This is a genomic window from Hydrogenophaga sp. (genome assembly GCF_036675665.1).
GTDB lineage: Bacteria > Pseudomonadota > Gammaproteobacteria > Burkholderiales > Burkholderiaceae_C > Hydrogenophaga.
Window position 1 is genome coordinate 103,061 of the sequence record NZ_JAKFEO010000099.1, and the last position, 12,208, is coordinate 115,268.

Annotated in this window: 9 protein-coding genes; 3 read left to right on the plus strand and 6 right to left on the minus strand. The window is 65.2% G+C overall.

Annotated elements, in window-relative coordinates:
• Positions 1 to 53: 53 nt before the first annotated feature.
• From V6M63_RS22445 to V6M63_RS22455, 3 genes are all read right to left on the minus strand, one after another.
• Positions 54 to 956, minus strand: a complete 903-nt coding sequence (locus tag V6M63_RS22445) for an NAD(P)-dependent oxidoreductase (RefSeq protein ID WP_332745525.1) — start codon at positions 954 to 956, stop codon at positions 54 to 56.
• Positions 957 to 1,064: 108 nt separating this feature from the next.
• On the minus strand, positions 1,065 to 2,201 hold the full coding sequence (locus tag V6M63_RS22450; protein WP_332745527.1) for a PilT/PilU family type 4a pilus ATPase: 1,137 nt from the start codon (positions 2,199 to 2,201) through the stop codon (positions 1,065 to 1,067).
• A gap of 102 nt (positions 2,202 to 2,303) precedes the next feature.
• Positions 2,304 to 3,347 carry a type IV pilus twitching motility protein PilT gene (locus V6M63_RS22455; RefSeq protein WP_056266376.1) on the minus strand — a complete coding sequence of 348 codons (1,044 nt, stop codon included), beginning with the start codon at positions 3,345 to 3,347 and terminating at the stop codon, positions 2,304 to 2,306.
• A 39-nt stretch (positions 3,348 to 3,386) separates the two neighbouring features.
• Between V6M63_RS22455 and V6M63_RS22460 the strand changes: the two genes are divergently transcribed.
• Complete coding sequence (locus V6M63_RS22460) at positions 3,387 to 4,091, plus strand: YggS family pyridoxal phosphate-dependent enzyme (RefSeq protein WP_332745529.1); 705 nt, start codon at positions 3,387 to 3,389, stop codon at positions 4,089 to 4,091.
• Positions 4,092 to 4,142: 51 nt separating this feature from the next.
• Here V6M63_RS22460 and V6M63_RS22465 read toward each other — a convergent pair whose 3' ends face one another.
• Both V6M63_RS22465 and V6M63_RS22470 read right to left on the minus strand, forming a co-directional pair.
• On the minus strand, positions 4,143 to 4,685 hold the full coding sequence (locus V6M63_RS22465; RefSeq protein ID WP_332745531.1) for a DUF3617 domain-containing protein: 543 nt from the start codon (positions 4,683 to 4,685) through the stop codon (positions 4,143 to 4,145).
• 251 nt (positions 4,686 to 4,936) lie between these two features.
• Positions 4,937 to 5,410, minus strand: a complete 474-nt coding sequence (locus tag V6M63_RS22470) for an Lrp/AsnC ligand binding domain-containing protein (RefSeq protein WP_332745533.1) — start codon at positions 5,408 to 5,410, stop codon at positions 4,937 to 4,939.
• Between the two features lie 104 nt (positions 5,411 to 5,514).
• On the opposite strand from V6M63_RS22470, the gene V6M63_RS22475 reads away from it, so the two are divergent.
• The gene (locus tag V6M63_RS22475) at positions 5,515 to 8,490 is read left to right on the plus strand and encodes an L-glutamate gamma-semialdehyde dehydrogenase (RefSeq protein WP_332745535.1); all 2,976 of its coding nucleotides are present in this window, start codon (positions 5,515 to 5,517) and stop codon (positions 8,488 to 8,490) included.
• A gap of 129 nt (positions 8,491 to 8,619) precedes the next feature.
• On the opposite strand, the gene V6M63_RS22480 is transcribed toward V6M63_RS22475, so the two are convergent.
• Complete coding sequence (locus tag V6M63_RS22480) at positions 8,620 to 11,598, minus strand: sensor domain-containing protein (protein WP_332745537.1); 2,979 nt, start codon at positions 11,596 to 11,598, stop codon at positions 8,620 to 8,622.
• Positions 11,599 to 11,842: 244 nt separating this feature from the next.
• On the opposite strand from V6M63_RS22480, the gene V6M63_RS22485 reads away from it, so the two are divergent.
• Positions 11,843 to 12,148, plus strand: a complete 306-nt coding sequence (locus tag V6M63_RS22485) for an RNA recognition motif domain-containing protein (RefSeq protein ID WP_332745539.1) — start codon at positions 11,843 to 11,845, stop codon at positions 12,146 to 12,148.
• The last annotated feature ends 60 nt before the right edge of the window (positions 12,149 to 12,208 follow it).

Sequence of the window (12,208 nt, forward strand, 5' to 3'; positions counted from 1 at the left end):
CAGGTGTTGCCCCCTGGGGGGTGACACGCCGAAGGCGTGGCGCGGGGGGAGCCCTATTTCAGGCGTTTGATCAGGCTGGACGTGTCCAGGCGGTTGCCGCCCATGGCCTGCACATCGGCGTAAAACTGGTCCACCAGGGCGGTGACCGGCAGGCGTGCACCGTTGCGCTTGGCCTCGTCGAGCACCAGGCCCAGGTCCTTGCGCATCCAGTCCACCGCAAAACCGAAGTCGAACTTGTCGGCCACCATGGTCTTGCCACGGTTGTCGAGCTGCCAACTCTGCGCCGCACCCTTGCCGATCACGTCCAGCACCTGGTTCATGTCCAGCCCGGCCTTCTGGCCGAAGGCGATGGCTTCCGACAGGCCTTGCACCAGGCCGGCGATGCAGATCTGGTTGACCATCTTGGTCAACTGGCCGGCGCCGGTTTCGCCCAGCAGCGTGAAGGCGCGCGAGAAGGCCATGGCCGCGGGCTTCACCGCGTCGAAAGCCGCGGCGTCACCCCCGCACATCACGGTCAGCAGGCCATTGACGGCACCGGCCTGACCGCCCGACACGGGGGCATCCACGAACGACAGGCCCAGGGTCTTGGCGGCTTGGTACAGCTCGCGCGCCACGTCGGCCGAGGCCGTGGTGTGGTCGACGAAGATCGCGCCCGAAGCCATGCCGGCGAACGCACCGTCCGCACCCAGCGTGATGGAGCGCAGGTCGTCGTCGTTGCCCACGCAAGCGAACACGATGTCGGCGCCCTGTGCCGCTTCGCGCGGCGTGGGCTTGTGCGCACCGCCGAACTCGGCCACCCAGGCGGCGGCCTTGGCGCTGGAGCGGTTGTAGACCGTCACCGAATGCCCGGCCCGCGCCAGATGCCCAGCCATGGGGTAGCCCATGACACCCAGGCCGATGAAGGCCACCTTCTTTGGGGCCACGGATTCGTAGGTTTTCTCTGCAATGTTGCTCATGAGATGGTCTCTTTGGTGTTTTCAAGAATGCCGCGGAACTGGCTTTGCCAGGCCGCAGGCATTGCCCCCTGAGGGGGTGACGCACCGCAGGTGCGGCGCGGGGGTGGGTCAAACTATCGTCAAGTGCTCGGTGCCCGCAGCCAGATCCAGCGTCTTGGCGCGCTGGCTGTTGAGCTTGATCTGCAGGCGCAGATCGTTGAGCGAGTCTGCGTTGCGCAGCGCATCTTCAAACGTGATCAGGTTGGCCTCGAAGGCGTTGAAGAGCGCCTGGTCAAACGTCTGCATGCCCATCTGGTTGCTCTTCTTCATGATCTCCTTGATCTCGGCCACATCGCCCTTGAAGATCAGGTCGGAGATCAGTGGTGAGTTCAGCATGATCTCCACGGCGGCGTGGCGACCCTTGTTGTCCTGGCGCGGAATCAGTCGCTGCGACACCAAGGCGCGCAGGTTGAGCGAGAGGTCCATCAGCAGCTGAGCGCGGCGCTCTTCGGGGAAGAAGTTGATGATGCGGTCCAGCGCCTGGTTGGCGCTGTTGGCGTGCAGAGTGGCCAGGCAGAGGTGGCCGGTTTCGCTGAACTGGATCGCGTGTTCCATGGTCTCGCGGTCACGGATCTCGCCCATCAGGATCACATCGGGCGCCTGGCGCAGCGTGTTCTTGAGCGCGGCTTCCCAGCTGTCGGTGTCCAGGCCCACTTCGCGCTGCGTCACCACGCAGTTCTTGTGCGGGTGCACGAACTCCACCGGGTCTTCGATGGTGATGATGTGGCCGTGCGTGTTCTCGTTGCGCCAGTCGACCATGGCGGCCAGCGACGTGGACTTGCCCGAACCCGTGGCGCCCACCAGGATGCACAGACCGCGCTTGGACAGCGACACGTCTTTCAGCACCTGCGGCAGGCCGAGCTTGTCGATGGTGGGCAGCACGGCGGGAATGGTCCGCATCACCATGCCGACCTTGCCCTGCTGGATGAAGGCGCTCACGCGGAAGCGGCCGATGGCCGGTGGTGAGATCGCGAAGTTGCACTCCTTGGTGCGCTCGAACTCGGCGGCCTGCTTGTCGTTCATGATGGCGCGCGCCAGAGCCAGCGTGTGCGACCCGTTCAGCGGTTGGGGCGACACCTTGACCACCGATCCGTCCACCTTGATGGCCGGCGGGAAGTCGGCGGTGAGGAAGAGGTCGCTGCCACTGCGGCTGAGCATCAGGCGCAGCAGGTCGTTGATGAATTTCGAGGCCTGGTCGCGTTCCATTGAAGAGTCCTTTAGATCAGCAGCGGCGGCCGCCGCGCAGGGCCGCTCCAGGCAAGGCCAGCCCCCTTGGAGGGCAGCGGTGGAGCTGGGCGGTCGTCATGACTAGCCCGGGAAGTTTTCCGGAATCTTGGCCTTGCCCCGCGCTTCGGCCGGGCTGATCACGTTGCGCTTGACCAGCTCCGAGAGGTTCTGGTCCAGCGTCTGCATGCCCACGTTGCTGCCGGTCTGGATGGCCGAGTACATCTGGGCCACCTTGGCCTCACGGATCAGGTTGCGGATCGCGCTGGTGCCCAGCATGATTTCGTGCGCCGCCACCCGGCCCGTGCCGTCCTTGGTCTTGCACAAGGTCTGCGAGATCACGGCCACCAGCGATTCGGACAACATGGCTCGCACCATGTCTTTCTCTTCGGCCGGAAACACGTCGATGATGCGGTCGATCGTCTTGGCCGCGCTCGAGGTGTGCAACGTGCCGAAGACCAGGTGGCCGGTCTCTGCCGCCGTCATGGCCAGGCGGATGGTTTCCAGGTCGCGCATCTCGCCCACCAGGATCGCGTCCGGGTCTTCGCGCAGGGCCGAGCGCAGCGCGTTGGCAAAGCTCAAGGTGTGTGGACCGACCTCACGCTGGTTCACCAGACACTTCTTGGACTCGTGCACGAATTCCACCGGGTCTTCCACGGTGAGGATGTGGCCGTACTCGGTCTCGTTGAGGTGGTTGACCATGCCGGCCAAGGTGGTGGACTTGCCAGAGCCGGTGGGGCCCGTCACCAGCACCAGACCGCGCGGGCGCAAGGCGAGGTCACCGAAGATCTTGGGTGCGTTGAGTTGCTCCAGCGTCAGGATCTTGCTCGGGATGGTGCGGAACACCGCGCCGGCACCCCGGTTGTGGTTGAAGGCGTTGACGCGAAAGCGCGACAGGCCTTCGATCTCGAACGAGAAGTCGCACTCCAGGAACTCTTCGTATTGCTTGCGCTGGCTGTCGTTCATGATGTCGTACACCATGCCGTGGACCTGCTTGTGGTCCAGCGGTTCGACGTTGATCCGTCGCACGTCACCATGCACCCGTATCATGGGTGGGAGACCGGCCGAGAGGTGAAGATCGGATGCTTTGTTCTTGACGCTGAAGGCGAGCAATTGGGTGATATCCATCCCGGGGTCCCGTGCGGTGTTGAGGTATGACGACTGATTATGACGACCATTGAAGGCAATCTCCAACAGGTTCACGAGCGTTTGGCACGGGCTTGCAGGGCGGCGGATCGGGATGTGAGCGAGGTCGCATTGCTCGCGGTTTCCAAGACGTTTGGCGCAGACACCGTCTGTCTGGCCTTGGACGCCGGTCAGCATGCATTTGGTGAGAACTATGTGCAGGAAGGCGTGGAAAAGATCGTTGAACTGCGCCGCGTGCGACCCGGTGCTGCACTGCAATGGCATTGCATCGGACCGTTGCAAAGCAACAAATCACGCCCGGTTGCAGAGCACTTTGACTGGGTGCAATCGGTGGACCGGCTCAAGATCGCACAACGTTTGAGCGAACAACGCCCAGCCCATCTGCCGGCCCTGCAGGTCTGCCTGCAAGTCAATGTGGATGGAGGCGCCAACAAGTCGGGTGTGGCGCCGGAGGGGCTTGCAGATCTGGCGCGGGCGATGGCTCTCCTGCCTCGCTTGCAGTTGCGCGGACTCATGTGCATTCCCGAACCGGCACCGGATTTCAAATCGCAGCGCGATCTTTTCCTGCGCGCCAAGGGTTTGTTCGATCAACTCAACGCACAGGGCATGGGCCTGGACACCTTGTCCATGGGCATGAGCGACGACCTGGAGGCCGCCGTGGCCGCAGGCTCGACGATGGTGCGCGTGGGGCGGGCCGTGTTCGGCAGCCGACCCACACGCAGCTGAATCAGCCCCCGTGGGGGGCAGCGACCCGCGCAGCGGTGGAGCGTGGGGGCCTCACTTCAGCGGCTTGACAGCCCCGCAGCTGGCCGACAGCCACTTGCCCTGGCCGTCCAGCGTCGTGCTGACCGGCTTGCCCTGCTGCGTGGTCTTCATCAGCATCTTCATGGTGTAGGCGGAGTCACCACTGAAGGTGTAGGTGCCTTCGCCCGTGGACGGCGGGTTCTTGCAGACGAAATTCATCTTGAGGGTGTTGGCGCTGCGCGAGGTGATGGTGGTGGTGCAATCGCCCTCGGTCTGCACCGGCATGTCCTGCTTCGCCGCCATCTCGGGCGTGATGCAGACCTTCATGGCCATGCCGCCTCCGGCGCCGGGTGTGGGCATCGTCATGCCTTGCTTGCCCAGCATGTCCTGCATCATCTTTTTCTCTGCCGGCGACATGCCGGCCATCTGCTTTTGCATCTGCGCCATGGCCTGGTCCATCTCGGCGCTGCCGCCCATCTTCTGGTTGATTTCCCACAAGCCGGGTTTGGTGCTTTGGGCGTGCACGGTGATGACGCAGAGGGTGCTCAGCAGCAAGACAAGCGAAATGCGTGACATGTGGATTCCTTGAAGTGGTGCGCCGATTGTGCGAAGGCCGCCCCAGCTGTCAACGGCTACGTCAATGGATCACCAAGACGCGGTTGAGTGATTTCGTACCAACCCCAGTGTCCGAGTTGTAGTTCTTTGAAACTACGCTGCTCGCCGCCGGCAGATCAGCGCAGCGCTGTGTTGAACCGGCGGTTCATCGACACAGGGAGGAAACACCTCCACAGGGGTAGATGCCGCATGAGTAACGGATCGCTATGTCCTCACAAAGGCAACTGCGAACTGTTCTTCACCTCTTCCATCACCGCATACGTGCGCGTCTCGCGCACGCCCGGCAGTTGCCACAGCACGCTGCCGGCGAAGTCCCGGTAGGCGGCCATGTCGGCCATGCGGGTCTTGAGCAAATAGTCGAAGCCGCCGGCCACCATGTGGCATTCCATGATCTCGTCGCGCACCTGCACCGCGGCCTTGAATTCGTTGAACACGTTGGGCGTGGTGCGGTCGAGCAGCACTTCCACGAAAACCATCATCCCGCGCCCGAGCTTGAGCGGGTTCAACCTCGCCTCGTAGCCCAGGATGAAACCGTCGCGCTGCAGGCGCTGGGTGCGCGCGAGCACCGCGGTGGGTGACAGCGCCACCGCCTCGGCCAGCTTGAGATTGGTGAGGCGGCCGTCGGCCTGCAGCAGCTTGAGGATCTTGAGGTCGATGCGGTCCGGTTCGGCGGAATGGGGATTCATGGATGTGAATTATCCAGTTGAGGCAACATTTTTAGTGAAAAGTTCGGCTTCGAAGGCGAGAACATACGCAGATTCGCAAATCAACGCCTGCTCTGGAGCCTTTCATGTCGCGCACCACCGATTGCCTGCCCTTCCCCTACCGCCCCGAAGCCGGGGTGTTGGCCCACCGCCTGAGCGCGTTGCAGGGCGCACTCGATTGGGCCGCCGCGGCCACACAGGCCGCGCCCTGGGTGCGCTCGGTGCGCGAGAACCCGCCGCCGTTCTGGGCCATGGAAAGCCTGCTCAAGGAATACCCGATTTCCAGCGCCGAGGGCCTGGCGTTGATGCGATTGGCCGAGGCGCTGCTGCGTGTGCCCGACGCCGAGACCGCGATCGCGCTCACGGCGGACCAATTGGGGCGTGCCGATTTCGATGGCGCCGCCGACTCCACGCTGGCACGCCTGTCCTCCACGGCGATTGCCATGTCGAAGAGGTTCCTGCCCGAAGCGGGCAACGAGCCCGGCCTGATGGCCAAGCTTGGCGCGCGCACGGTGGTGGCCGCCACGCTGCGCGCGGTGCAGTTGCTGGGCCGCCAGTTCGTGCTGGGGCAGACGATCGAAGAGGGCATGAAGGAAGCGGCCTCGGCGCGCAAGCGCCAAGCCAACCTGAGCTTCAGCTTCGACATGCTGGGCGAGGGCGCGCGCACCGATGCCGATGCGCTGCGCTATCTCGCGAGCTACCAGAACGCGATCGCCGCGATCGCCCGCACGGCCGACCCCCAGCGTGCACCGAGCCAGAACGATGGCATTTCCATCAAGCTCAGTGCGCTGCACCCGCGCTACGAAGACGCGCAACACGAGCGCGTGATGCGCGAACTCGTGCCACGCGTGTGGCAGCTGTGCGAGGGCGCGGCTGCCGCCAACCTGAACCTGACCATCGATGCCGAAGAGGTTGACCGGCTCGAACTCTCGCTGGAGGTGTTCGAAGCGCTCGCCAGGCTCGTGGCGCAACATTGCCCGCAGTGGCAGGGTTTTGGTCTGGCGTTGCAGGCGTATCAGACGCGCGCGGTGGAGCTCATTGAACATGTGGCGTTGTTGGGGCGGCAATACCAACTCAAGTTCATGTGCCGCCTGGTCAAAGGCGCCTACTGGGACGCCGAGATCAAGCGCGCGCAAGAGCTGGGGCTGCCGGCCTACCCGGTGTTCACGCAGAAGCCGCACACCGATGTGAGCTACCTGGCGTGTGCGCAGGCCTTGCTGAATGCGCCCGATGCCATCTACCCGCAGTTCGCCACGCACAACGCGGGCACCATCGCCGCCATTCTTCAACTGGCAGCGCGTCAGGGTACCCCGTTCGAGCTGCAGCGCCTGCACGGCATGGGCGAGGGCATCTACCGCGAGGTGTTGAAGAACCCGGCCGTGTCGTGCCGCGTCTATGCGCCCGTGGGCGCGCACCGCGACCTGCTGGCCTACCTGGTGCGCCGCCTGCTCGAGAACGGCGCCAACTCCTCCTTCGTGCACCAGCTCGCCGACGAATCGGTGGGCATGGACGAGCTGCTGCTCTCGCCGCTGGAGCAGTCGAAGCCCGAGGGGATGTCATCAACCCTGCCGCTGCCCCCGGACCTGTACGGCCCCAAGCGCCCGAACAGCCTGGGCCTGGACCTGGCTGTGGTCGCGCATCGCGATCCACTGCTGGCCGCGCACGCCGCGCTGGTGGTGTCCGCGGTGCCCGAGGCCTCCGCCGCACAAGCGCAGGCCGCTGTGGTCAAGGCCGTGCAGGCCTTCGCTGGCTGGAACCACACGCCGGTGTCCGAGCGCGCCGCCACGCTGCGCCGCGCGGCCGATGCCATGCAGCAGCAGTTGCCGCGTTTGTGCGCCTTGCTGGTGAAGGAAGCGCACAAGGGCTGGAATGACGCGGTGTCCGAGGTGCGCGAAGCCATCGATTTCCTGCGCTATTACGCCAACGATGCCGAGCGCGTGATGGCGCCGCAGACGCTGCCCGGCCCCACCGGCGAGAGCAACACCTTGCGCATGGAAGGCCGGGGCGCGTGGGTCTGCATCAGCCCCTGGAATTTCCCGTTGGCGATCTTCGCGGGCCAGGTGGCTGCCGCCCTGGCCACCGGCAACACCGTGCTGGCCAAACCGGCCGAGCAGACGCCTGCCATCGCGCTCGAAGCGGTGAAGCTGCTGCACGCCGCCGGCGTGCCCGCCGGCGCATTGCAACTGCTGCATGGCCCGGGCGAGACCGTGGGCGCGTCGCTCGTGGCACAACCCGGCATCGCCGGTGTGGTGTTCACCGGCTCCACCCAGGTGGCCAAGATCATCCAGCGCGCGCTGGCCGCCAAGGACGGCCCGATCATTCCGCTGATCGCCGAGACCGGCGGCATCAACGCGATGCTGGTGGACAGCACGGCGCTGCCCGAGCAGGTGGCCGACGCGGTGGTGCAGAGCGCGTTTCGCAGCGCGGGCCAGCGCTGCTCGGCGCTGCGCCTGCTGTGCGTGCACGAGGCCATTGCCGACGGTGTGATCGAGATGATTGAAGGGGCCGCCAAGGAGCTGGTGGCGGGTGACCCGTCCGCCCTCACCACCGACCTGGGACCCGTGATCGACGCCGAAGCCTTCGAGGGCATCACCCGCCACGTCCAGCGTCTGCACGCCGACGCACGGCCCCTGCTGGGCAGCCGCCGTGCCGTGCCTGCGCTGGCGCACGTGATCGCACCGCAGATGTTCGAGGTGGCGTCGATTGCCGAGGTGGCGCAGGAGATCTTCGGCCCGGTGCTGCAGGTGGTGCGCTGGAGCGGCGACCCGATGGCTGTGATGCAGCAGATCAACGCGCTGGGCTACGGCCTCACGCTGGGCATCCAGACCCGCATCGACAGCCGTGCGCAGGCGTTGGCCAGTGCGGCGCGCGTGGGCAATGTCTACGTGAACCGCAACATGATCGGAGCGGTCGTCGGTGTGCAGCCCTTCGGTGGTGAGGGCCTCAGCGGCACCGGCCCCAAGGCGGGTGGCCCCAACTACCTGCTGCGCTTCTGTGCCGAGCAGACCCTGACCATCAACACCACCGCAGCCGGTGGCAACGTGGCGCTGTTCACCAGCTGAGAGACGCCTCGCGAGCGAGCCAGCACCCACCCAGGGACAGCAAGGGTCCGGCTCGGCCGGCCCAAGCTGTCGCCCCCCTCCCGCCGCAGGCGAGAGAGGGGGGAGGCGCCGAAGGCGACGCGGGGGGTGTCATCCAGCCACCACCATGCCGGAGGTCGGGTTCTCCAGCATCGCGTCCAGCTCTTCGATGGGCAATGGCCTGGAGAACAGGTGGCCCTGGAACTGGTCGCAGCCCTGGTAGGCCAGGAAGTCGCGCTGCTCCTGCGTCTCCACGCCCTCGGCCACGACCTGCAGGCTCAGGCTCTGCGCCAGCGCGATGATGGCGCGCGAGATCGCGGCGTCGTTGGGGTCGGTCAGCACGTCGGCCACGAAGCCCTTGTCGATCTTGAGCTGGTCCAGCGGCAGGCGCTTGAGCACCGAGAGCGACGAGTAGCCCACGCCGAAGTCGTCGAGCGAGAGCGTCACGCCCAGCGCCTTGAGCATGCCCATCTTGTCGATGGTGATCTCCATGCGGTCGGCCAGCAGACTCTCGGTGAGTTCGAGCTTGAGGCGGTGCGGCCGGATGCCGGTGCGCGTGATCGCGGCCATCACCATGTCCACGAAATCGGGGTGGCGGAATTGGCGCACGCTCACGTTGACGGCGATGCTCAGGCTGGCGGTCTGCGGGCGGTGCGCCCAGATGGCGAGCTGCTCGCAGGCGGTTTCCAGCACCCACTGACCCAGCGGCAGGATCAGGCCCGTGTCTTCGGCGACCGGGATGAACTCCGCTGGCCAGGTCAGACCGCGTGTGGGGTGGTTCCAGCGCACCAGCGCCTCCACGCCGGTGACGACACCCACCCGATCCACCTGCGGCTGGTAGTGCAGGATGAACTGCTCCTCGCGCAGACCAATCCGCAGATCGGAGCTCACCGCGGCATTGACGCTGACGGTGGCCTGCATGTCCGGATCAAAGAAGCACAGCGTGTTGCGCCCCATCGACTTGGCCTGGTACATGGCCAGATCCGCTTGCTTGAGCAGCTCGCCGACATCGTTCTGGTCGCCGTTGAACGAGGTCACGCCGATGCTGGGTGTGGCGAAGTGCTGGTGGCCGGTGAGCTGGAAGGGTTCACGCAGGGTCTTGAGGACTTTCTCGCCCAGGGCGCGCGCCTTGTAGGCCGCCGCTTCGGGATCGGTGCTCAGGTCGTCGACCATCACCACGAACTCGTCACCGCCCAGGCGCGCGACCATGTCGCTCTTGCGCACGCTCTGTGTCAGGCGCGAGGCCACTTTCTGCAGCAACTGGTCGCCCATGTGGTGGCCCAGCGTGTCGTTGAGGATCTTGAAGTTGTCCAGGTCGATGAACATCAGCGCGCCAAACTGACCGGTGCGCGCGCTGGCCGCCAGCGCCTGCTGCAACCGGTCCAGCAGCAGCTGGCGGTTGGGCAGGTCGGTCAGTGCGTCGTAGAAGGCCAGGTGGCGGATCATGTCCTCGGCCGTCTTGCGCTGCGTGATGTCGCGGCCCACGGCCACCCAGTGCGTCACTTCTTCGGCCGTGGCCTGCACCGTCACCACCTCCAGCTCGACCCAGAAGAGCGCACCGTTCTTGCGCCGCACCATCAGCTCGGTGCGGGCCTGCTGGTTGTCCTGGAGACTGGCGACCAGGGTGTTCAGTTGGGTCATGGCCGGATCCAGCTCCAGCAGGATGCGTGGCGTCTGCCCGATGACTTCAGCGCGCGTGTACCCCGTTTGCTGCTCGAACGCGTCGTTGACGAAGACGATGCGCGGCTCCTGGCTGCCCGCACCGGTTTCTGCGATCGCCACGATGTCGTTGAGCCGGGACACGCTGGTCTCCAGCAGCATCAGTTGCTCTTGCGAGCGCCGGCGTTCGGTCACATCGCGGAAATACACCGCCAGACCCTCCGCAAACGGATAGGCCCGCACCTCCATCCATTTGCCCAGCGTGGGGAAAAAGTCCTCCAGCTCCACACGGCGGTTGGTGTTGAGCGAGCGGGTGAGCTTGTCCTTGAGCCGTTCGGCCAGACCCCCGCTGAAGTCGTGCCAGACTTCCTGGCCGAGCAGGTCGGCGGTGGTTTTCTGCAGGAGGCGCTCGCTCTCCTGATTCAAATAGGTGAAGCAGCACTGGCGGTCCAGCGTCACAAAGGCCTCCGTGATGCTGGCCAGCGTGGTGGTCAGACGCATCGCCAGGCGCAGCGTGTCCTGTTGCGCCTGCTTCTGCGCCGAGATGTCCTGGATCGCCCCCTGGATGCGAACGATCTCGCCGCCGACGCCACGCACGGCCGAGCTGACCGTGCGGACCCACTTCGACACGCCGCCGTCCACCATGATCTGGATTTCTTCGTCGAAGCCTTCGCCGCTCCTCGCGCAGCGCTCCAGCCGTTGGCGAATTCCGTTGCGCCACTCCGGGTTGTAGCGCTGCACCATGGTGTCGAGCGATGTGACCTGGCGGTGATCCGCCAAGCCCAGGATGCTGGCGAACTCGTCGGAGTGCACCAGCTCGCCGCTGGCCACCTGCATGGACCAGCTGCCCGCGCCCGCGGTGTGCTCCGTGAGGTTCAGGCGGCTCTCGCTTTCACGCAATATCTGCACATTGCGCAGCTCGCTCTGCTCGCACCGGTGCGCCAGTGTCACCGTGTCCATGGCGTGAGCGGCGAGTTCCTGCATGGCCGGAGCGCTGGTGTCGCAGGGGCGATCGGGATCCTCATTCAGGAGCAACATGGCCGACGCGGTTCGTCCACTGATCGCCGACAGTGGCCACCAGAGAAGGTTGTTCGGAGACGCCAAGGCCGCCCAGGCCTGCAGGTATGTCCCGGCCGGATCGTTGACCGGTTCCGTCAAGCGGCACTCGCGGGTGCCGTCAGCGAACAGCGCGGCAACCGCCTGGGGTGCGTCAGCGAGGGTCGACGGCGCCAGTCCGTGGGAGCCCAATACCCGAGGTGGCCACTGCGCCGTGTCGAAGAACACCGAGGCGCTGACGCCCGCGGTGCGGGCGGCCCAGCTGGCCAGCCGATCAAATCCACCCCTCTGCGCGAACTCCCCCGAGTCACCCTCCGAGATCGTTTCTGCGGCGTTGAGGACGGTGGCGGTGGGGGCTGGGGAAGCGGGTCGCATGAGGAACTTCCGGTGATGGGGTGGTTCGAGAATACAGAAGTGTTGTCATCGCGTTTGCACAGACTGGTGCTCTGATCACAGGTGGAATGTGACCTAGCGCACAGCAGATCGTGCCGTCAGGCCAAGTTGTAACAAAACTGTTGGTGTTCGTGACATCTGGGCTAACATTCACGCCTGCCAGCGCCTGGGGGCCCTGGATCAGACTAAGAAGCGCAAACGACAGAAACGAACTTGGGAGTCGATTGTGAGCACACTTGCAGAACTCAGACAGCACAGCGATGTACCGAGCTTGAAATCGGCGCTGCACCAACTGTGCAGCGAATTCGGTCGCATCACGCGCCTGGACATCCTGACCGCCATGCACGAAGGAACGAAGCAAGCCATCTGCTTCTTGCGCATGGAGCGCCCCGAGCAGGAGCAGCAGCTCATGAAGAGCCTGGGCGTGGGTCGTTTCGGCGGCGAGGTGGTGTTTGTCCTCAACCTCAACGCACCCGTCACGGCCAACGACTTCGGTCCGTCTTCCCAGTGGGCTGATTCCGACATTTATTGATTCCAGGCTGCTCTTCCCCCCGTCACAGGCCCTTTTCAGGGCCTGTTTGCATGGTGGTGA

Excerpts from the sequence above, each read along its gene's own strand:
- V6M63_RS22445 (WP_332745525.1), bottom strand. The coding sequence starts at position 956 with ATGAGCAACATTGCAGAGAAAACCTACGAATCCGTGGCCCCAAAGAAG.
- V6M63_RS22450 (WP_332745527.1), bottom strand. The coding sequence starts at position 2,201 with ATGGAACGCGACCAGGCCTCGAAATTCATCAACGACCTGCTGCGCCTG.
- V6M63_RS22455 (WP_056266376.1), bottom strand. The coding sequence starts at position 3,347 with ATGGATATCACCCAATTGCTCGCCTTCAGCGTCAAGAACAAAGCATCC.
- V6M63_RS22460 (WP_332745529.1), top strand. The coding sequence starts at position 3,387 with ATGACGACCATTGAAGGCAATCTCCAACAGGTTCACGAGCGTTTGGCA.
- V6M63_RS22465 (WP_332745531.1), bottom strand. The coding sequence starts at position 4,685 with ATGTCACGCATTTCGCTTGTCTTGCTGCTGAGCACCCTCTGCGTCATC.
- V6M63_RS22470 (WP_332745533.1), bottom strand. The coding sequence starts at position 5,410 with ATGAATCCCCATTCCGCCGAACCGGACCGCATCGACCTCAAGATCCTC.
- V6M63_RS22475 (WP_332745535.1), top strand. The coding sequence starts at position 5,515 with ATGTCGCGCACCACCGATTGCCTGCCCTTCCCCTACCGCCCCGAAGCC.
- V6M63_RS22480 (WP_332745537.1), bottom strand. The coding sequence starts at position 11,598 with ATGCGACCCGCTTCCCCAGCCCCCACCGCCACCGTCCTCAACGCCGCA.